The following is a 19,657-nucleotide window of genomic DNA, read 5'->3' on the forward strand; positions in this document are numbered from 1 at the left end:
CTATAACTTTTTAAAATAGAAATAGTATATTTACTCATTCCAAAATTCTTCTGCCAAATGTTGACCTTGCTCAATTTTTGCCCATTGTTCTTTTTGAGTAAGCTCATTCCCATTATCGCATGAAGCAAAACCACATTGATGTGAAAGATAGAGCCTTTCTTTTGGTAAAATCTGTGCCGCTTCCTCTAACAATTTTTTCACACGCAGTTCATCATCCAATTTTGGTGTTTTACTTGACAAAAGCCCCAGAACCACCTCAGTATCCCGATTTTTAAACACTTCTAGCGCTTTTAAAGAGCCTGCGCGTTCATCATCCCACTCAAGAAAGAAACGATCATACTTAAAATTCTTTAAAAATAAATCTGCGATTTTATCATAAGAACCCGCACCCATATTTCTGCTTGCATAATTTCCACGACAGTTATGTGTCCACACTGTCAAGCCCAAATCATGTGCATAATCAATTACCTCATTGTTTATTTCAATAAATATTTGGGCTAATTCTAGTGCTGCAGTATTTTGGTCAATCGCTTGCCCTGTAAATGGTGAATTTGGGTTATCTTCTGCGAAAATTTCCCAAAGACAATCATCAAATTGCAAAATCTCTCCACCATTATCTGCATATTCACTCACAAAATCCTTATAAGCTTGAACCAAATCTTTCCGCAAGTCATCTGTATTTTCATAAACAGCACCAATTCCAACATTATCCGACCAAGATAATTCTCCGAAAATATGCGAAGGAGATGGAACGCAAAGTTTCACCGTCTGGTTTTCTCCAGCTAAAGTTTTTAATCGCTTAAAAATACTAATAAAATGGTGGTTTTTACCTGATAACTTTCCGACAATGCGTACACCAATATCTTTACGTGTTTCATATCTGCTCTCACCGTCAAAATCACGGAAATAATAACCATGCTCAGCAACATAGCGCTCAACGCCACCTAGTCCCCAAACAAAATCTGTATGCCAAAGTGATTTTGAAAACTCCCCATCAGAAATAACAGAAAGTCCATGCACTTTTTGTTCCTCAACAATCACTTTCGTAGCTTTTTCCTCAACTTCAGCATAATTAGAAATAGCATCATAAAATGGATAAGTAATATCTGTACGCCCTTGAAGCTCATCTTTTATCGCAAGCAAATCCGCTGGACGAAGTAAACTCCCGACAATTGCAAAATGTTTTGACATAATATTTTCCTCACAAATAAAATAAGACATACCTAATTAGGTATGTCTTATCATATCATTATCTTATCACCCTGTATAATACTTATAAAATATCAATCGTTATAACTAAAAACTATATATCATCATGCAACTCCACATCATACGGTGCAACCACAGTCTTTAACTCATCTAAGTAGAGTTGGGCTTGAAGGCTCAAAAGCGCAGATTTTTGTGAAATCCAGCCGATTTCAATCTGATCCTCAACAGCAAGAGGAATGGAGATGATATTATCTCCATTCAAATCACTACTCACAATTCCGGTTGAAATGGTATAACCATTTAAGCCAATCATTAAGTTAAAAATCGTTGCACGGTCTCCAACTTTAATATCCTTTTTCGCATAAATCGTACTCAAAATCTCCTCAGAAAAATAAAAAGAATTATGCTCGCCTTGTTCATAAGACAAACGTGGATACCCCTCTAAATCCTCTAAAGTCACAAACTCCCGATTGGCTAACGGATTGGTCGAACTCACAAAAACATGGGGTTTTGCAACAAATAAAGGGTGGAAAACGAGCCGATTTTCTCGAAGGATTTTATCAATCACCTGCCCATTATAATTATTTTTATAAAGCACACCCAACTCTGAGCGCAGTGCCTTCACATCTTCGATAATCTCATAAGTCCGTGCTTCGCGCAAAGTATATTCATATTCACTGCTTTCCGTTTTCTTTACCATATTGACAAAAGCATTTACCGCAAAAGCATAGTGTTGAGTAGAAATGGCACAAAGTCTACGTGAAGGTTGTTTATTAAGCCAACGAGATTCTAATAAATCAGATTGCTCTAGGACTTGTCTAGCATATCCCAAAAATTCAGTGCCATCTTGTGTCAAAGAAATCCCTTTGCTTGTCCTTTTAAAAAGCGTGCTTCCTACTGTTTCCTCAAGGTCTTTCATTGATTTCGATAAGCTTGGCTGTGTAATATACAATGCTTCCGCAGCCTGATTTATCGAACCAATGCGTGCGATTTCTGTAAAATATTTAAGTTGTTGAAGAGAAAAAGACATATTAGACTCCTTTGAAGTTGCTACTTTATCAATAAAGTTTCACTCATAACCACTAATGTTGAGGAAAAGCTGAAAGATTTGATTTTTTCTGAACGAGAGATGAATTGTTTCCTAAATAAAATTTATTATAAAAAATTCTGAATTTATTTTTCTATTTTTTTGATTTTACTACTTTGAGCACAAAAAAACAACACTCAATGTGTTGTTTCCCTGTTCATTAGTAACCTTCTGGATGAGAACTATGCCATTTCCAAGCATTTTCAATGATATGTTCTAAACCATGCTTTACCTGCCAATGTAAGATTTCCCCTGCTTTTGTACTATCAGCGACAAGCTCATCAGGATCACCAAGTCGTCGTTCACCGATTTTACTTGGTATTTTCTTACCTGTTACTTTCCTTGCAGTTTCAAGGACTTCAAGATTACTATAACCCTGTGAACTCCCAAGATTAAATTGGTCTGACTTCCCTCCAGCTTTAAGATATTCTAATGCTTTGATATGTGCATCAATCAGATCTTCCATATCTATATAATCTCGAACACAGGTGCCATCAACGGTATTATAGTCATTACCATAAATTGTGATGAACTCGCGTTTTCCTAGTGCAACTTGCAATATAATTGGAATCAAATGTGTTTCATTTTTGTGTGCTTCACCAATGTGCCCATCATTTGAGGCTCCAGCCACATTAAAATAACGGAGTGCTACATAAGTCATGTCAGTTGCCGTTGATTGCCATTTCATCATTTTTTCCATGATGAGTTTACTCTCACCATAAGGATTAATAGGTTTTTGCGGTGTTGTTTCTGAGATTGGGCTTGTGTCTGGGATACCAAAAGTTGCCGCTGTACTTGAAAATACGATATGTTTGACGTTAAATTCTTCCATTGTTTCTAGGATAACTTGAGCGCCTCCAACATTATTATTAAAGTATTTCAATGGTTTTTGCATTGATTCTCCAACAAGGGAATAGGCACAAAAATGCATAATGCCTTCAATGTTTGTTTCTTTCCTAAAAACTTCATGAAGGAAATCACGATTACGGACATCTCCTTCATAGAAACGTACCGCCTGCGGTACCGCCTCAGCGTGTCCTGTCGCTAAATTATCCACCACAGCAACATCATAACCAGATGCTTGTAGTGTATCAACTGCGTGTGAACCTATATATCCTGCACCGCCAAGTACTAAAACTGTCATAAACACCTCCATGTTTCACAGATCTATCAAAATAAATATGTGCTATCTCTACCCTTTGGTTTGGACTATGCTGTTGACACTACGATGTCACAATCGCTTAGTTGAGAGATAGAGTTGCACTATGTTTTGAATGTCTTCTAGCTCAATTAAATAGAAAGCCAGAATTCCCACTGAATAAATCTTGGTTTCATTATACCAAGATGTAAGCAAGATTTGCAAGAAACGATGAAAAATAGGAAATCTCGGAGATAAATGAAATTTCTTAAAAAGATTTATCTTTATCTTTTTTCACCCATTTCTGATCATGCAAACCCAGCTATATCAAAACAAGTCCTGACTTTATAGTCTTATTATTTCTAATTCAATTGTTGATAAAATCAATAAATTTATAAAAAGCAGCTTGACCTTCTTCGTTATCTTTAAAAACTCCTGCATCCCGAAGGACTTTTTCAAAGACGGCACCAATTGCTTGCTGAACGGCTTCATGAACATCCTCTGGGTTTATTTTTTGTGATTCTCTCAATTGTTTAGCCCACGGAAGATGAATTTCGTTGATTTCATTTGGTTCATTAATAAGATATTTTTCAACTTCTTTAAGTTCTGTTTTCAGTCTTGGTGGAAGAATAGCAAGCCCCATTACTTCAATCAATCCAATATTCTCTTTTTTAATATGATGCAATTCTTGGTGAGGATGGAATATTCCATCAGGAAATTCTAAACTGGTATTATTGTCCCTTAAAACTAAATCAATAATATAACCCTCTTTATTTTTGCTTGCAATTGGCGTAATCGTATGATGTTGCACACCATCAACTGTTACAGCAGTAATTTCCAGACTTTCATCATTATAGTGACGCCATTTCTCTAAAATTTCCGTGCTTGCAGTTAAAAGTTCTGCTTTATTATTACTTTTAAGACGCATGACAGACATAGGCCAATTTACGATTCCTGCTCGAATATCGGGATAATTTTCAAGTTGGATTTGCGTACGAATACTAGCCTTCATCATCGGAAAGGTATGCCGTCCTGCTTGATAATGGTCATGAGTTAAGATTGAGCCACCGACTATTGGCAAATCAGCATTTGAACCAATCATATAGTGCGGAAAAACATCAAGAAAATCCAGCAAATTTTCAAAGGCCTGACGATTAATTTTCATCGGCTGATGCTTTTCATTAAAAACAATCGAATGCTCATTGTAATAGGCATATGGTGAATATTGAAAGTCCCAGTTTGCTCCATTAAGTTCCATCCGAATCACTCTATGATTACTTCTTGCAGGATGATTACTTCCACCATATAACCCCTCATTTTCAAGACACAGTGCACATTTAGGATAGACTGAATTTTTTTGTGCTTTTGCGGCTGCAATCGCTTTGGGGTCCTTTTCAGGTTTGGAAAGGTTAATAGTAATTTCTAAATCACCGTATTTTGTTGGATGAACAAAGGCGATATTTTTGGCAATATCTCTTGTTTTGACTTGGTTAATTTCACGCGCTAGATGATAAAAATAGTCTGTCGCGTTTTTAGGACTTTTCTTATATTTTCCCCAAAAATCATGGTTAATTTGGCTAGGTCTTGGGGTGATAAAATTCATTAATGCCGCTTCGAAAAATTCAGACTCCGTTTCGTCAAATCGATGATTCTCACGGGCAATGTCTAGCAGTTGTTCCATTAAAAGTAAAGAATTTTCCTGATTTTTATTTTCGCTTATTTTCGGCTGTTCCCAGTTATTAAGTCCCAAAAAATGAAGCAGTTGATTACGCAAGTAGATATCGTCCATCGCTTCAATCGCTCCATTTTTCAGCGCCAAATCTACAAAATCTTGAATGGTTTGATATATTGACATTTCTACTTCCAATCTAAATTATTCTACGTCTAATTTTGTTGTTCCTGAACCAATTTGAGCAACATAAAAGCTTGCTGGATAACCCACGACTTTTTCATATTCATCACCAACTGCTTTTTCAAACGCAGAAACATTATCATGGGCAACCAGTGCAATAGCGCAACCGCCAAATCCTGCACCTGTCATTCTAGCCCCTAAAACACCTGGTTGTTTTTGGGCAGTTTCCGCTAAAGTATCAAGCTCAAGTCCTGTGACCTCATAGTCGTTTTTTAGTGAAGCATGAGAATCATTAAGCAATTCGCCAAATTTTGTCAGATTTCCTGCAACAAAAGCTTTTTGAGCGACTTTTGTACGGTTATTTTCATAAACGGCATGACGAGCGCGCTTGATGAGTGTTTCATCACCAATTAAATCAACATTAGTATCAAATTCTTCGTTTGAAAGTTCGCCAAGCGCTTTAATATCAAGCTTTATTTGCATACGTTTCAGTGCTTCTCGTGTTTCAGCAAACCGTTCATTATATTTTGACTCGGTCAAGGCGCGTGGTTTATTCGTATTCATGATGACGATGTCATAATCGCGCAATTCGACAGGAACCATTTCATATTTAAGCGTATTGCAATCCAGCAAAATCGCTTTTTTCACTTCACCAAAGCCAATGGCAAACTGATCCAAAATCCCTGAATTGACACCAATAAAATCATTTTCCGTCTTTTGACCAAGCTGCACAAGTTCAAGACGTGGAACATTTAAGTCAAATAAATCATCAAGGATAACACCAACTAACAACTCAAGTGAGGCAGATGAAGAAAGTCCTGATGCTGTTGGGATTTCGCCTTTGATTAAAAGCTCAAAACCTTTATCAATCGTATATCCTGCTTCCTGAAGCATGGTAATCATACCTTTGACGTAGTTTGACCAGCTTTCGTCATATTTTTGGTTGCTTTCTGAAAGATTAAATTCTATTATTCCTGCTTCTGAGAAATTTTCTGAGAAAAGTTTGATTTTATCATCTTTGCGTAAACGAACCAAACCAGTTGTTCCGATTGTGATAGATGCTGGAAAAACATAGCCTCCATTGTAGTCGGTATGCTCACCAATCAGGTTAATTCTGCCTGGACTAAAGAAATATTCTATATTATCTGCTCCACCAAAGACCATTTTAAATTTTTCTGTCAAAGCTGATAAAATCGTACTGTTTTCTACTACTACTGACATTTTTACTCTCCTATATTTACTTTATAGATTGTTTCTGCGTGGTATGTATTACCTGCTTTGAGCGAAATGTCGCCCAATTCTGGAATTTGCGGTGAACCTGGCGCAACTTGCGTTTCAAAAGTCATTCCTCCATGGTTTACTTCTGCTTTTCCACGATAAATCGTGCCTAAATCACCAAAATTCGCGGTGAATATAACAATACTTGGCTGGTTCGTGTAAACCGAAATACTCAAATCATCAAGTGACAAGCGTGCTTGTACTTTGTCTATGCTCACTTCGTCAAGTACAAAGCCATGGTCAATTCCATCAACCAATGTAATTTGCGAATCATTGCTCGCAAAAGCTTCCGAAAGAAGCTTGTCTGCTCGAAAATCAAATGGCGTTCCTGTCACATCGGCAATTTCTCCACGAACAACCTCTGTCTTATCCAAAAGCGGAACATAACGCGAAGCGGCTATTTGGAGTCGATGATTGTCCAGTGGAATACTGGCATCACCATTGAGGTTAAAATAAACATGACCTGTTGGATTGAAGACCGTGTCTTTGTCAGATACGGCAAAATATTCTATTTTCCACTCGCCTAATTCATTAAAAGTATGGATAACTGTAAACTGAAGGTTCCCTGGATAACCGCCGTCACCATCTTTTAATTTAAGAAAATATTTCACACCAGCGGTATCTTTCATTTCAAATGTCTCAGCTTGCCAAAGCTGCGATTGTGTAGGATTTAGTCCACCGTGGATGGCTTGCGGAAAATCATTTTGCTCAAGTTGTATAGTCTTTCCATTAATAACTACAATACCATCTTTGGTTCGTCCAGCTATACGCCCAACGGTCGCTCCGGGAAATATGTCTTTTTCCACATACTCCTGCACCGAATCAAATCCTAAAATGATACTTTTTCCGTTTACTTTCCAATCAACGACTCGCGCGCCAAAGTTGGTAAAAGAGATGGCCATTCCCATTTTGTTTTCAATGGTGAAAAGTTTTGCACCAAGTCCAAAATCTGCTGTTGTAATTTTCATGCTTTTCCCCAAATAGAGCCAACTTATTGTCAGCCCCATCATTCTACCAATAGACTTGAATCATCATAAAGCTGCTCTCCCGAACTGACTTGACATAGGGGATAACATGACTTTTAAAACTTTAAGAAGTGCAGTCATATTGGTAAGTTAATTTATTATTTGAAGCGTTCTTCAAGTTCCGCTACGATTTCTTGGTGACGTTTTTCAGTCAATTTCACTTTGAAGAGATAAATGGTAAGTGAAATCACCATCAAGATGGCCGGAATAATGAAGGCGTAAAATTTAAACGTTCCCACTCCATAAGTGTGCCCTTCGACATATTTAGAACCTGTCATACCTGCTGCAATAGCAACAAATCCGTAAATTCCATTTGAGAAAGCACCAGCAATTTTGTCAAGTAATGGACGCATGGCAAGCGTCACTGCTTCATTACGAACGCCATTTTTCCATTGGCCATATTCGACTGAGTCCGTAATTGTCATCAAGACAGATAAGAAGACAAGTTGATATGGTGTGGTCAAAAAGATTAATCCAGCAACTGTCATTGGAACTGAGCTACCGACAGCAAATAGAATATAGCCAACAAGCATTGAGATAATCGCACCAGTTAAAACTTTACGACGTCCGAATTTTTTAGCTAAGGTTGGAAACATTGGAACCAAGATAATTGAGCCAATGAATCCGACAATACCTGTGATTGAGTAAAGGCTTGCATTACCGATGACAAAGGTAAAGTTCAAAATCAGTGTTGCAGTTGTAGCAACATAAGCAATCGCAAACAAAATGTAAGAAAGAGATAGCCACATCAACTGATCATTTTTTACCAAAGCTTTAAAGACATCAAGTGTATTTGTTTTTGTTCCTTGTTGACGAATTGTTGACTGTTGTTCTTTAGTTCCCCAAGCAGTGACTAAAGCCGAAATCCCTTGAACTAAAGCAGCGATAACACCAAATGCAAAGAATCCACGTGCTCCTTGAATATGTCCACCTTTCGTAAAGGCAATGGTGATTGGGATAGCAAGAATTGTTGCACCTTGTGCTCCAATAGCTGAGCCGAAACGAGCAAATGTTCCTAAAGTTTCACGTTCTGAATTTTTTTCTGACAAGGCTGGAATCATTGACCAAAAAGCAATATCTTTGAATGAATAAAAGGCATCTAGAATGATAAAGGCAATGATGAATACTATTGCAAACAATGTTCGGTTGTCACTTTTAGCTAGACCGAAAAAGTCAGAGAACATCAGCATAATCATCAGAGAGGACATAATCCCTCCGATAACTAGCCAAGGCTTAAATTTTCCCCAGCGTGTTTGTGTATTGTCAATGATTGAACCAATAATTGGGTCAAAAACAATTTCGATTAACCGAATAATAACGACCAAACCAGTAACCAACGCAATCATTGCATCTTCATGCGGTGAACCTGCAAACATTTGCGCCGTCACAAAGGCTATAAAAAACGTACTGATTGAGTAATAATAGACATCGTGCCCTAACGCACCGAATGCATACGATAAACGTTGTTTCATTTTTCCCTTATTCATGGGAATCCTCCTTATAGATTTCTTTTTTGAAATCGCTCACATTTATAGTATAGCATTCAAATTTAAGAAAGAGTTTCCAATTCTTAAACACTTCTTTGGAAACACTTCCAATTCTTAATAAAAAAATTACTGACGGATTGTCAGTAAATATTATTTTTGTTTACTCTTTTGATATATTGAATAGGCATCCACAAGCACACGCTCCAAGATAAAGAGAGGAAGTCTGCTATGAACATCAAGGTCGAAATAGTTCACTTCCAACCTACTTTTATATCCAACTAGACTAACATCGGACAGCTTGGTAAGTTCACTCTCTGCATCAGCTGTCAATGCTAGAATTTTTCCTCTTTTTTGTCTAACTATTTTTAGGGGAATATTAATCTCAGGATTTTCACCCGAAAGAGAAAGCGCAAGAACTAAGCCATCGTCATTTACAAACTGTGCATAATATGCAATCTGTTTTGGGTCATCATAAATACTAACTGTCTTATGGAAAAGCTGTAACTTTCTTAAAAGTTCATTAGCAACATTAATGGTTAGACCTCGAGCAAAGATTTTGATTTCTTTTGCTTCGTGAATCAGCTTAACCGCTGCCTCTACTTCAGAAGCTGATATGTTGTTAATTGTTTGTAGCAATTCTTCTTCATTTTTAGCAATCGCACCCAAAACTTCTGTTGAAAAACCACTAATCTCTGGAAGTTTTTTCTCACGAATTGAATAACGAAATTCACCATATCCTGAAAAACCTTTTTTTCTTACGGTGCGATTAACAGTTGAGATGGAAACATGTGCCAATTCTGCAAGTTCTGAAATTGGAATCTGAGGTATTTTTTCATAATTTTCTTGGATAATTTGCCAAGTATAACTCTCAGCACTCGTTAGTTTTGACATTTTCTTTACTTCCTTTAGCTTTGCAGTACCATCTCCATCATCATTCTACTGATTGTACCCTAACCTCAGGATAAAATCATTGCTTCAAAATAAACTGGAGATTTTAACTCACTCTCAAAATATATCTTTATCTTCTTCATAAAAATTATAACATTTAACGCTTACATGTGCTATAATGTCGTTGAAATCGTTTTATTTTAAAATTTTGAGGGGAAAATAATGTCTTATATTCCAAATCCAGCGCGCTATAATCAGATGATTTATCGTCCTGCTGGACATTCAGGTTTATTATTACCTGCTATTTCTCTAGGATTGTGGCATAATTTTGGCTCAGTGGACAACTTTGAAAATGCACGCCAAATGATTCATACAGCTTTTGATTTAGGAATTACCCATTTTGACCTTGCTAATAATTATGGCCCAGTCCCTGGTTCAGCTGAATTGAATTTTGGTAAGATTTTGCAGGAAGATTTTAAATCGCTTCGTGACGAGTTGATTATTTCTACGAAAGCTGGCTACGTAATGTGGCCTGGTCCTTATGGAAATTGGGGAAGTCGTAAAAGTTTATTGGCAAGTCTTGATCAGTCACTTGAACGCTTGGGACTGGATTATGTTGACATCTTTTATTCGCATCGACCTGACCCAAATACCCCAATTGAGGAAACGATGGGGGCTTTAAAAACGGCTATTGATTCTGGGAAAGCACTCTATGTCGGACTTTCTAACTATTCTGCTAAGCAGACGGAGGCCGCTATCTTAGCAGCTGAGCAATTGGGCTTTAAGCTTTTGATTCATCAGCCACGTTATTCAATGCTTGATCGCTGGATTGAAGATGGGCTTCAAGACACATTAACAAGCTCAGGGATTGGCACAATTGCTTTTAAACCACTGGCTCAGGGACTCTTGAGTGGGAAATATTTATACGGAATTCCTGATGATTCACGAATGCGTGATCCGCATTATGCGACATTACATGATGACAGTTTAACTCCAAAAATGTTGTCTCGAATTAAGGGGCTTAATGATTTAGCTCAAAAACGAGGGCAGAGTTTAGCGCAAATGTCACTAGCCTGGGTGCTGCGTGATGATAGCGCGAGAAAAATTAACCCTGTCACCTCAGCACTCATCGGAGCAAGTCGTCCACAGCAAATTATTGAAAATGTTGCTACTTTGGAACATTTAGAATTTACTAGCGAAGAATTACAAACCATTGAAAACTTACTAATAACATCCAATATCTAAATATTCCGCTCAGATTTATTTTACTATTCGTTGCACTTTCTCTATTTAGTACAGTTTTAAGGGATATGATTTTTTCGTGAAATTGCGGGTTTACGTTAATTTCTTTATCAAAGCAAGTGTGTGATAATCCCTCTAGCTCTTAGGGAGATAGTGAAGTTCACTGTACTGTAAATACTCACTACATCGATATCTTCGCGCTTTCAGCACTACGCTGTCCGTTTTGCTATTTGTCATTGACACTTTAGTCTCACAACCAATGGTCATATGCACCAAGCAAGCTGAAGCTCCAAGAGCAAAAGGCAAAGCGACTAGTCACAATCGCAATCCCCTAGCTAGGTGTATGCTTAAATTCAGTGCTGAGTTAAAGCTCCTGCTGAATAAGTCTTGGATTCATTCACAACAGTTTAGAAATCATATAAAATAGTTAAAAAAATTTACTGACTTTTTGTCAGTAAATTAGTATTTCAAACGTTCAATTTTGACTCCTGTATATTCATGCACGGCATCAATCGCGTGATGATAGCGACTCAGATAACCTGCTTTATCACGATTATCTCCTTCGTCATCAAGAACAACAACCTTGTCCATCAACTTAAATTCTTCAAGTTGTCGCATCAATTCAACATGAAACTCATAGCGAGAATCCTCCCACGACATATTACGAAAACCATCGTCTACATAGTCTGTAATTGGTGGAATAACCAAAATTAAATCCATCCGTTCATCAGCGATTGTTTTTTGAAAAAGTGGTTCAAGTTGTTCAAAGTCTGATGAAGAAAGATAAAGTTTTGCATACACTCTTGTGACAATTGCATCTGTGTCTAGGAAAACAATGCCTTGGTTAGCTGCTGAGTTAATCTCTCGTGAATTAGCGTCATATTGTCCTGTAATCATACGGGCGTAATCATCCATACGCAACTCATCGTCATCAATGTTTGACTTTTCTTCATACTCCCGCGCGTACTCTTCAGAAAATGGTGCATTTATTGAGCGTGCTAAACGTCTGACAAGTGTCGTTTTACCTGTGGAAGCTGAACCCATCACGGTGACAACTTTTGAGAAATTTCTTCTGAACACTCGATTGATATCTGCCCAATGCTCTTGTGGATTCTCCCGAATTTGAGTTGCTGACAACTCAATATCATGTCTGTCAGCAATTTCAACAGCATAATGATTGCTGTCAGCAGGAAAGCGGTTTGTCAGTTCTACCACATACTCTGTCTCTCCGACATAAAATGTTACTGATAGCACTTCTTCATAAGTATTTTGTTGAATCAAATCCAGCAAACGCGCGACCCATTCATCCCAGCCATTTGGCATTGCTGGGATATCATTTTCGTTCAGCATTGCTACTTTTATGTTTTCTTCATCATTAAAAGCTTCTCTCAGATAACGAAAACGTTTTTCAAGAGGCAAACCAATTTGCGAACCGCGGTCACCGTCATACCCTGATACGACAAGAAGAACACCGTCATTAAGGCTTGCACATTTATAAATTTGCTGCTGATGCCCAGCGTGCAAGGGTGCAAACGTGCCAAAATAAACGCCAATTTTCTTTCCTGTGAGTTTAGATTTTGAGATATTATTTGTAATCATATTAACTCTATTCTATCAAATTTTCTGCGCTGACAGGATAAAAAAAGCACTGACAGGATGTCTGTCAGTACTTTTTTATCAAATGACATCTAATTCTTCTACCTACAACTGTACTAACTCATCCATCTTTTTCCACACATACGGTGTGTGAGTGGCAATGATAATCACTTTTTTGTCATCAAGTAAACTTAAAATCAGCTGAATGACCTCAGCTCCATTTTTCTCATCTAAAGAAGCCGTTGGTTCATCTGCTAGTATAATGGGCGGATTTTTTATCATCACTTTGGCAATCGCCACACGCTGAGCCTCTCCACCAGATAATGAATAGATTTTGCGTTTCAAATCAGGCTCAAGATGAACTTTTTCTAAGGTATTTCTCATAAGTGCTTTACGTTCAAGCTTTGCTACTTTCTTTCCAACAAAGGCCAAATTTAGATTCTCCTCAATCGTGGCATTATCAATGAGACCATAATTTTGAAAAAGATAGCCGACATAATCACGAAAATAGAGCTGTTCCTTGAGGGTTGTCAACTTTTTCCCATAAACAAGAACCTCACCCTGATTTGCTTTTTCCAACTTACCAATAATGTTTAAAAGTGTCGTTTTGCCAGAACCTGAAGCACCGACTAAACCGTAAACTTTGCCTGCCTCAAAAGAATAATTAAAATTTTTCAAAATCTCATGCTCATCAAACTTTTTTCCAATATTTTTTAATTCAATCATATCAAAGTCCTTTCAAATAAAGCACATTTGCCTCACGTTCTCGATAAACCTGCAAAGCGAACAGAACACAGACCAACAACAAATAAATCACAGGAACAATAAGCGCTTCATTTGGTACATGAAGCCAAAGTCGCGCTATAATTGAAACCCCAACGGTTAACATCATAACGACAGCTAAATAAACCATATGAATATCCAACCAAGATTTACCAGATAAGCGCTGTAGCAAAAACGTTTTTCGATTTTGATAGAGATAAATCGAATTGAGTAGGGAAATCAAAAGGAGAGATGAAAGTAAACACAATATATTTACCCCAAATAGAAGATTCCTTTTATTTATCTGAGTGGCTAGATTTGTACTCACTACTTGATAACCATTAAAAAATGAGCCTTGGTCGTTTTGTAAATGATATTTTTCAAAAACTTGGTTAACCATTTCACGGTTAGTCGTAAGAATTTGTCCATTTGATAAATAAGATGAAGTATTAATAGCAACTTGCTTAGCATCGCCCTTTTCAAAAGTTTTTGCACTATAAACGATAATCAAAGGGTTCGGTATTGATGAGTAATTATTAAACTGATTATGCATTACTGAAAAACCAAAAAGTGGTTTACTTGATGAATAGAGAGAAACCGTAGGATTTTTAGTAAGATATGGAACGAGATTATTTTCCATCTTCGTCCAATAGTTCTCCAATGAGGCAAAATTATTTTTCTGATTTTTAGGAATTAGGATAGCATAATCTCCTACTCCAAGCTGCTTTATCTGATTTTTTACATTTGTAGGAAGTTGAATATTCCCTTTTTCTACAAGGCAGTGTTAACATACATAACATTAGTATAGGGAAGACCACTTGGAAAAGTATAGGTTTTGACACTCTCATTCCAAGTTTTTTCAGAATTAGCTATCATCAAAGAATTAGATGAAGCAAGAAGCACATTGGGCTGATTGAGTAAATCAATCAATAAACCTTTCAAATTCTCTGGATGACTTTGTATGACTGACAAGACTCCAGCTGTGAGAGTTGGTGCATAGTACTGTTTATTATCTCGCCAACCTTTTTTAGCCTCTCGCAAAAGTGTTGTTTGTTTATCAGCATTGATTACATTAGTAATAGAGCTTAGCGAAATCATAATTGACATGTAAGAAATAGATTTAGCTTTTCCTTTTAATGATTTTATTTTTATATAACATTCGATATATCGACAAGAAGGAACTTTTATGAAAAAAGAAAATTATTATGGGGAAGTTTTTCGACTCTTTCGTGAAGCTAAAGGTTTCACACAAAAAGAAGCTGCTGGAGATGACGTTTCAAGAGGCTTACTCTCTGATTTTGAACATGGAAACCATTCTCTTTCTGTAGATAAATTTTTTAATATTTTGCAAAACATCAATGTTAATGCTTTTGAATTTCAATTTGCATATAATAATTACTTAGAATCAAAAGATATCTTGCTCTTTAATCTCAATATTTCTGATGCCTATCTTCGCCCAAATATTACTAAGTTAAAAAATATATTAAAAGAACTTGAAAAAGCGATTGCTCAAACCCCTAACAAGAAAAAATTTCTTTTAGATAAAATAGCCATTGAGTCTATACTATCTATAATTGACTCCTCCTACCTTGTTCCAATCAATGACATACATTTTCTAAAAAATTATTTTCTCACAATAAAAGAATGGGGTCTCTTTGATGTAACTCTATTAGGTTACTGTACTACCATTTTTGATATTTCAACTTTATACACTTTAATTGAACATATGGTCAGTCCTACTCAACAGAGCACACGCATTCATTATGTTAAAAAATCAATGATTGGAACTATCCTTAATGCAGTCAGCGTTTTTACCGAAAACAATCAAATCAACCTTGCAAATAATTTATTAGATTATCTTGATGAAATCAAGATTCATGAATATGATACCTATGAAAAAATAACCTTTGTTTACAATAGAGCGATGTGTGAATATAAAGATGGAAAGATAAGTGAAATAGATACCTTGAAACATTGTCTCGAAATTATGGAATTTTTAGATTGTGCTGGTACCGCAAATCTCATGAGACAGGAAATTTCAAGTATTCAAAAATCTCACTGACAAAAATTGATCAATGAGATTTTTGGATTATAGCCTCTGTCAGTATACTGACAGACAGTATCAGGCACGAACCGTTTTTGCGCTACCAGTTTTCTTGTCATAAAGATTGATGAGGCCTGCGCCGTTTTTGCGAATCATGTCGCCAGCTTTTACGGCAAATGGCACGTCAATATGAAGCAGCGTCATCGGATTTGGCGCGCGGTCAATGTGTTCGTCCGTTTCTGCGAGGCGGAGATTTTTTACAACTGTATCGACATGGCGAAAACCTGGACCGTAAAACTCGATTTGGTCGCCTTCCGTGATGACATTACGCTGACGAATCGTTGCAACCATGCTGTCAGCGTCAAAATCAATGACTTCGCCGACAAATTTATATTCTGGAATCTTGCGGCGCGCACCAAACAATTGTTTGTTTTCATCAGGTAGTCCATAATAAAATCCAGTGTCCAATTCACGTTGCGCAACTTTCCACAACTCATCAACCAGTTGAGGTTTTATCGTCTCGAAATGCTCAGGTGATTCTAGGTACGCATCAATTGCAGCTTTGTAAACATTAGCGACCGTTGAGACGTAGTGAATAGATTTCATCCGTCCTTCAATTTTAAGCGAATTCACTCCATTTTCAATCATATCTGGAATATGCTCAATCATAGACATATCAACGGCTGACATCGAAAATTCTTCACTGACTTCGCCGTTAATGGATTGACGTTCGCCAGCAAATGGCATATCATAAAGGTCATATTTCCAGCGACAAGACTGTGAACAACCGCCACGATTGGCATCACGCATACTCATATAATTTGACAAAACACAGCGTCCACTGTAGGAAATGCACATTGCACCGTGGACGAAGGCTTCAATCTCAACATCAGTGTGCTCGCGGATTTCGCGCAATTCTTCCATCGAAACTTCCCGTGCCAAAACCACTCGCTCAAGTCCCAAATGTCTCCAAAATTCAAGTGTTTCATAATTCGTCGCTGATGCTTGTGTAGAGAGGTGGATAGGAAGACCAGGTGCTTCTGCTGCTGCAATAGCAATCAACGCGGGGTCTGATACAATAACAGCCGAAATCCCTAAATCACGTAAAGTACGAAACCACTCTCCTGCGCCCTGCTCATTTCCCTCATGTGTCACCATGTTCGCTGCAACATAAACTTTTGCATGATGTTCACTTGCGTAAGCAACACCTTCAGCCATTTCTTCAAATGTGAAGTTGCCTGCACGTGAACGAAGTCCATAAGCCTGACCACCAATATAAACTGCATCAGCACCGTAATCAATGGCTACTTTTAGTTTCTCAAGTGTCCCTGCTGGCGCAAGAACCTCAGGACGTGTTTTTTTAATTGACATTTTTCTATTCTCCAATTTTCAAGATTGTGAGTTATTTTGAAAAGGTCAATACTCTGTCGAAAGAATTGACCAAAACTTCTTATTGCTCTATTTTACAGGTTTTTTTTAGAAAATAAAACCGTCAGCACTGACAAGCTTATTTGACAGTCTGTCGCTTTTTGTCAGTACATAAAAAAATCTGTCAGTATGCTGACAGAATAATTAGTGAGACTAATTATTCTTATACCGCCGATCTAATGCTTGTTTTAGGCACACTGAACTGACAGAATCATTTGATTGCATTCTTATCTAAATCATAGAAACCATGCGACATTGTTCGTCCTAACGGATGGAGTTTTCGTACCTCTTCTTCAAGCTGAAAAGCCTTCAACTCAGTAAACTGGCCTGTTTCAATCAACATTTTAGCTTCAACAAAAAGTTTTACAATCTGGACAAAATTCTCTCCTCGCGTAAAAATTCCATCAAGCTTCCAGCGGTCAAATCCCATTTCTGTAAGTTGCTTCAACTCTGTCATCATGTTGATGTCATCATTTGCAAATACGTGTGTGCCATGATTATCCTCAAAAATCGAATAATGTGTATCCTCTTTTTTCGGCTCAGAAACGAAAAGATTGCGTTCCCGATTTTTCCCAGTTTCTTCGGTTTTGATAAAATTATAATAATTTTGTACCAAAGGGCGTTTACTATGATGAATCACCGTCGCGCCATAAACCAAAACTTCACCTGGTATTCTCAAACTTCCTTTCATATCAGAAAGCTCTTCTTTAGGAATTTCTCTGGCGAGTACCGCCTCAACAGCACCTTGCTCTGCCCAAAAATTCGCTTGTCTACTTGATGCAACCATCGTTGAGGCATCATAAATAAAAGGGAGTTTATATTTGTCTCGTTGCAAAACAAAAATCACTCCAGCATCTCCAACTGCAATACGGTCAGCTTTAATTTCAACTAAAAAGTCCAAAAAAGGTTTGATTTTTGACATCATTTCTGTGTGCATCAGTGCATTCACTGCGACTGTCACAGTTTTATTTGCCTGATGTGCAAGTTCAGTAATCTCACGTAATTCATCATACGTAAGCGCAGTTGGCACGCGCAGACCATAAGCTGCCTCACCAATGTATAAACGATCAGCTCCAGCATCCAGCAAAGCCTTAGCTTGCTCAACACTCTCAACTGTAGAAGTAATTGTAATCATAATGATATTATACCAAGATGTGAGGCAGCTTGTCCAGAAATCATAAAAATTACCACCCAGCGCTTTTAAACCACTGAACACTATGTGCCAAAAAGGCAAATCTAGGGCAAATGGACAATCCATGATTTAAAATCAAAATCATACTATTTGACTTTTCCTAAATACTTAATCATGTTTTACGCTTACAGTAACATTTGTGTAACCAAATTAATTTTGTTATAATAAAAGGCGTTGCTTTTTATACTATAATAAATTACATAATAAACTCAGGAAAGTTGCTAATATACTATGGAATTAAGAAATCTCAAGGACTTTTACGAAAAACAAGAATATTATAATTATACCGAAACTCAAGGACGTGAACAAAAACAATTTAACAAGCGGGTGCAAGAATTAACTTTCTTTGTGAACATTGCTGTATTTTCTATCTTCCTTGCTATTATTACTTACGTTTTAGTTTCGATGTTGACAAGTTTGATTGCTGTTCCAGTCGCGTTCTTCTTATCTCTCGCTGTTTATATCTCTTTGAAAAAAGGAATCGCAAAAGTTATTAAAACTTTGTTAAAATAAGTCTATCAAGCAAAAACTGCCCGTTCACATAGAATAGGCAGTTTTTTTGATATGCTCAAAACAGATTTTTAATCGGATTTACCAACTAAAATACGGACATGAATCGTCGCTTGTTGTGGAGGATTTTGCCTTGCTTGTTTTTTCAGTTCTTCCGAAACGCTCCACTCTAACGGACTCATCGCAAGAAAATCTTCGCGTAATTCCTGTGGAATTTTAAAAGTATAGTTGATTTCCTGTTCTGTCACTTTTTTGAACTCTGCCTTAAAGCGCTCAACAACTGCAGTATTATCATAGTCTATCGGTATCTCGTAACTCTCACGCAGTTCTTGCAAATAAAACTGTTCTGGGACAACTTTAATCACTCGCCCATTTTTAGACAGTACCCGATGAAATTCAGCATAATTTGATGGTGTAAAAATGTTTAAAATCACTGACAAACTTCTGTCAGCGAATGGCAAATTGGTCAAATCAGCCAAACTTAAAAAACTATTAGTTTCTAACTCCGTCGCCATCTCTATGCCATCTTTAGCGATATCAAAACCAAATTTTGCGCCATCATTATCAAGAAACTCTAAAAATGAGCCTTCTCCCGTACCAACATCAAGTAAATTTCCACTGACAAAGTATTTTTTTATTTCTGTCAGTACTGACGAGTACATCCCAGACTGAATCAGCCGTCTGCGTGGTTCAAACATTTTTCTTGTATAATGCTCAGTGTCCGCTTTTGTTTGTAAAAAATTGACAAATCCTTTTTTATTGATATTGTAAGTGTGTTTGTTTTCACAACGAAGCGCATAAGCTTCCACCTGAAAAGAAGTATGGCAAAGCGGACATCTCAGAAACTCAACATTTTTCTCCAATAGTAAGTAAGCTTTTTCTATTTTCTTTAACATAGTTATAATGTTATAATAAATTT

The 19,657-nt window shown here is 37.1% G+C and carries 18 protein-coding genes; 3 read left to right on the forward strand and 15 right to left on the reverse strand.

Annotation, left to right across the window (positions count from 1 at the left end):
* Window positions 1–30: 30 nt before the first annotated feature.
* From D7I46_RS07860 to D7I46_RS07895, 8 genes are all read right to left on the reverse strand, one after another.
* The gene (locus D7I46_RS07860) at window positions 31–1,194 is read right to left on the reverse strand and encodes a uroporphyrinogen decarboxylase/cobalamine-independent methonine synthase family protein (RefSeq protein ID WP_420844019.1); all 1,164 of its coding nucleotides are present in this window, start codon (window positions 1,192–1,194) and stop codon (window positions 31–33) included.
* Between the two features lie 109 nt (window positions 1,195–1,303).
* The gene (locus D7I46_RS07865) at window positions 1,304–2,239 is read right to left on the reverse strand and encodes a LysR family transcriptional regulator (protein ID WP_120772389.1); all 936 of its coding nucleotides are present in this window, start codon (window positions 2,237–2,239) and stop codon (window positions 1,304–1,306) included.
* Window positions 2,240–2,456: 217 nt separating this feature from the next.
* Complete coding sequence (gene galE, locus D7I46_RS07870) at window positions 2,457–3,440, reverse strand: UDP-glucose 4-epimerase GalE (RefSeq protein ID WP_120772390.1); 984 nt, start codon at window positions 3,438–3,440, stop codon at window positions 2,457–2,459.
* Window positions 3,441–3,801: 361 nt separating this feature from the next.
* Complete coding sequence (gene galT / locus D7I46_RS07875) at window positions 3,802–5,289, reverse strand: UDP-glucose--hexose-1-phosphate uridylyltransferase (protein WP_120772391.1); 1,488 nt, start codon at window positions 5,287–5,289, stop codon at window positions 3,802–3,804.
* 18 nt (window positions 5,290–5,307) lie between these two features.
* Complete coding sequence (locus tag D7I46_RS07880; protein WP_120772392.1) at window positions 5,308–6,507, reverse strand: galactokinase; 1,200 nt, start codon at window positions 6,505–6,507, stop codon at window positions 5,308–5,310.
* Window positions 6,508–6,509: 2 nt separating this feature from the next.
* A complete protein-coding gene (locus D7I46_RS07885) occupies window positions 6,510–7,532 on the reverse strand; it encodes an aldose epimerase family protein (protein ID WP_120772393.1) in 1,023 nt (340 codons plus the stop codon).
* 155 nt (window positions 7,533–7,687) lie between these two features.
* Entirely contained in the window at window positions 7,688–9,076 is a 1,389-nt protein-coding gene (locus tag D7I46_RS07890) for a glycoside-pentoside-hexuronide (GPH):cation symporter (RefSeq protein WP_120772394.1), read from the reverse strand.
* 150 nt (window positions 9,077–9,226) lie between these two features.
* Entirely contained in the window at window positions 9,227–9,967 is a 741-nt protein-coding gene (locus D7I46_RS07895; protein ID WP_120772395.1) for a MurR/RpiR family transcriptional regulator, read from the reverse strand.
* Window positions 9,968–10,186: 219 nt separating this feature from the next.
* Here D7I46_RS07895 and mgrA point away from each other — a divergent pair, with 219 nt between their 5' ends.
* Window positions 10,187–11,209: an L-glyceraldehyde 3-phosphate reductase gene (gene mgrA, locus D7I46_RS07900; RefSeq protein WP_120772396.1), complete on the forward strand. Its 1,023-nt coding sequence runs from the start codon at window positions 10,187–10,189 to the stop codon at window positions 11,207–11,209.
* Between the two features lie 456 nt (window positions 11,210–11,665).
* Here the strand turns inward: mgrA and D7I46_RS07905 are convergent, their stop codons facing one another.
* The 4 genes from D7I46_RS07905 to D7I46_RS07920 form a co-directional block, all read right to left on the reverse strand.
* Window positions 11,666–12,805, reverse strand: coding sequence for a nicotinamide-nucleotide adenylyltransferase (locus D7I46_RS07905; RefSeq protein WP_120772397.1), 1,140 nt, complete (start codon window positions 12,803–12,805; stop codon window positions 11,666–11,668).
* A 102-nt stretch (window positions 12,806–12,907) separates the two neighbouring features.
* The gene (locus tag D7I46_RS07910; RefSeq protein WP_120772398.1) at window positions 12,908–13,528 is read right to left on the reverse strand and encodes a putative bacteriocin export ABC transporter; all 621 of its coding nucleotides are present in this window, start codon (window positions 13,526–13,528) and stop codon (window positions 12,908–12,910) included.
* Window position 13,529: 1 nt separating this feature from the next.
* Window positions 13,530–14,204 (reverse strand): DUF1430 domain-containing protein, encoded by a 675-nt coding sequence (locus tag D7I46_RS07915; RefSeq protein ID WP_120772399.1) that lies wholly within the window; start codon window positions 14,202–14,204, stop codon window positions 13,530–13,532.
* Between the two features lie 131 nt (window positions 14,205–14,335).
* Window positions 14,336–14,671 (reverse strand): hypothetical protein, encoded by a 336-nt coding sequence (locus tag D7I46_RS07920; protein ID WP_120772400.1) that lies wholly within the window; start codon window positions 14,669–14,671, stop codon window positions 14,336–14,338.
* A 79-nt stretch (window positions 14,672–14,750) separates the two neighbouring features.
* Here D7I46_RS07920 and D7I46_RS07925 point away from each other — a divergent pair, with 79 nt between their 5' ends.
* Window positions 14,751–15,626, forward strand: a complete 876-nt coding sequence (locus D7I46_RS07925) for an Rgg/GadR/MutR family transcriptional regulator (RefSeq protein WP_120772401.1) — start codon at window positions 14,751–14,753, stop codon at window positions 15,624–15,626.
* 60 nt (window positions 15,627–15,686) lie between these two features.
* Here the strand turns inward: D7I46_RS07925 and D7I46_RS07930 are convergent, their stop codons facing one another.
* Together D7I46_RS07930 and D7I46_RS07935 are read right to left on the reverse strand one after the other, a co-directional pair.
* Window positions 15,687–16,979 carry a peptidase U32 family protein gene (locus D7I46_RS07930; RefSeq protein ID WP_120772402.1) on the reverse strand — a complete coding sequence of 431 codons (1,293 nt, stop codon included), beginning with the start codon at window positions 16,977–16,979 and terminating at the stop codon, window positions 15,687–15,689.
* A gap of 268 nt (window positions 16,980–17,247) precedes the next feature.
* The gene (locus tag D7I46_RS07935; protein ID WP_120773329.1) at window positions 17,248–18,171 is read right to left on the reverse strand and encodes a peptidase U32 family protein; all 924 of its coding nucleotides are present in this window, start codon (window positions 18,169–18,171) and stop codon (window positions 17,248–17,250) included.
* A 288-nt stretch (window positions 18,172–18,459) separates the two neighbouring features.
* On the opposite strand from D7I46_RS07935, the gene D7I46_RS07940 reads away from it, so the two are divergent.
* Window positions 18,460–18,741, forward strand: coding sequence for a DUF3270 family protein (locus tag D7I46_RS07940; protein WP_120772403.1), 282 nt, complete (start codon window positions 18,460–18,462; stop codon window positions 18,739–18,741).
* A 68-nt stretch (window positions 18,742–18,809) separates the two neighbouring features.
* Here D7I46_RS07940 and D7I46_RS07945 read toward each other — a convergent pair whose 3' ends face one another.
* Window positions 18,810–19,634, reverse strand: a complete 825-nt coding sequence (locus D7I46_RS07945; RefSeq protein ID WP_120772404.1) for a putative RNA methyltransferase — start codon at window positions 19,632–19,634, stop codon at window positions 18,810–18,812.
* Window positions 19,635–19,657 lie beyond the last annotated feature (23 nt).

The sequence above is a fragment of the Lactococcus allomyrinae genome, assembly GCF_003627095.1.
GTDB classification, from domain to species: domain Bacteria; phylum Bacillota; class Bacilli; order Lactobacillales; family Streptococcaceae; genus Lactococcus; species Lactococcus allomyrinae.

Coding starts and splice junctions, on each gene's coding strand:
- D7I46_RS07865 (WP_120772389.1), bottom strand. CDS start 2,239: ATGTCTTTTTCTCTTCAACAACTTAAATATTTTACAGAAATCGCACGC.
- galE (WP_120772390.1), bottom strand. CDS start 3,440: ATGACAGTTTTAGTACTTGGCGGTGCAGGATATATAGGTTCACACGCA.
- galT (WP_120772391.1), bottom strand. CDS start 5,289: ATGTCAATATATCAAACCATTCAAGATTTTGTAGATTTGGCGCTGAAA.
- D7I46_RS07880 (WP_120772392.1), bottom strand. CDS start 6,507: ATGTCAGTAGTAGTAGAAAACAGTACGATTTTATCAGCTTTGACAGAA.
- D7I46_RS07885 (WP_120772393.1), bottom strand. CDS start 7,532: ATGAAAATTACAACAGCAGATTTTGGACTTGGTGCAAAACTTTTCACC.
- D7I46_RS07890 (WP_120772394.1), bottom strand. CDS start 9,076: ATGAATAAGGGAAAAATGAAACAACGTTTATCGTATGCATTCGGTGCG.
- D7I46_RS07895 (WP_120772395.1), bottom strand. CDS start 9,967: ATGTCAAAACTAACGAGTGCTGAGAGTTATACTTGGCAAATTATCCAA.
- mgrA (WP_120772396.1), top strand. CDS start 10,187: ATGTCTTATATTCCAAATCCAGCGCGCTATAATCAGATGATTTATCGT.
- D7I46_RS07905 (WP_120772397.1), bottom strand. CDS start 12,805: ATGATTACAAATAATATCTCAAAATCTAAACTCACAGGAAAGAAAATT.
- D7I46_RS07910 (WP_120772398.1), bottom strand. CDS start 13,528: ATGATTGAATTAAAAAATATTGGAAAAAAGTTTGATGAGCATGAGATT.
- D7I46_RS07915 (WP_120772399.1), bottom strand. CDS start 14,204: ATGGAAAATAATCTCGTTCCATATCTTACTAAAAATCCTACGGTTTCT.
- D7I46_RS07920 (WP_120772400.1), bottom strand. CDS start 14,671: ATGTCAATTATGATTTCGCTAAGCTCTATTACTAATGTAATCAATGCT.
- D7I46_RS07925 (WP_120772401.1), top strand. CDS start 14,751: ATGAAAAAAGAAAATTATTATGGGGAAGTTTTTCGACTCTTTCGTGAA.
- D7I46_RS07930 (WP_120772402.1), bottom strand. CDS start 16,979: ATGTCAATTAAAAAAACACGTCCTGAGGTTCTTGCGCCAGCAGGGACA.
- D7I46_RS07935 (WP_120773329.1), bottom strand. CDS start 18,171: ATGATTACAATTACTTCTACAGTTGAGAGTGTTGAGCAAGCTAAGGCT.
- D7I46_RS07940 (WP_120772403.1), top strand. CDS start 18,460: ATGGAATTAAGAAATCTCAAGGACTTTTACGAAAAACAAGAATATTAT.
- D7I46_RS07945 (WP_120772404.1), bottom strand. CDS start 19,634: ATGTTAAAGAAAATAGAAAAAGCTTACTTACTATTGGAGAAAAATGTT.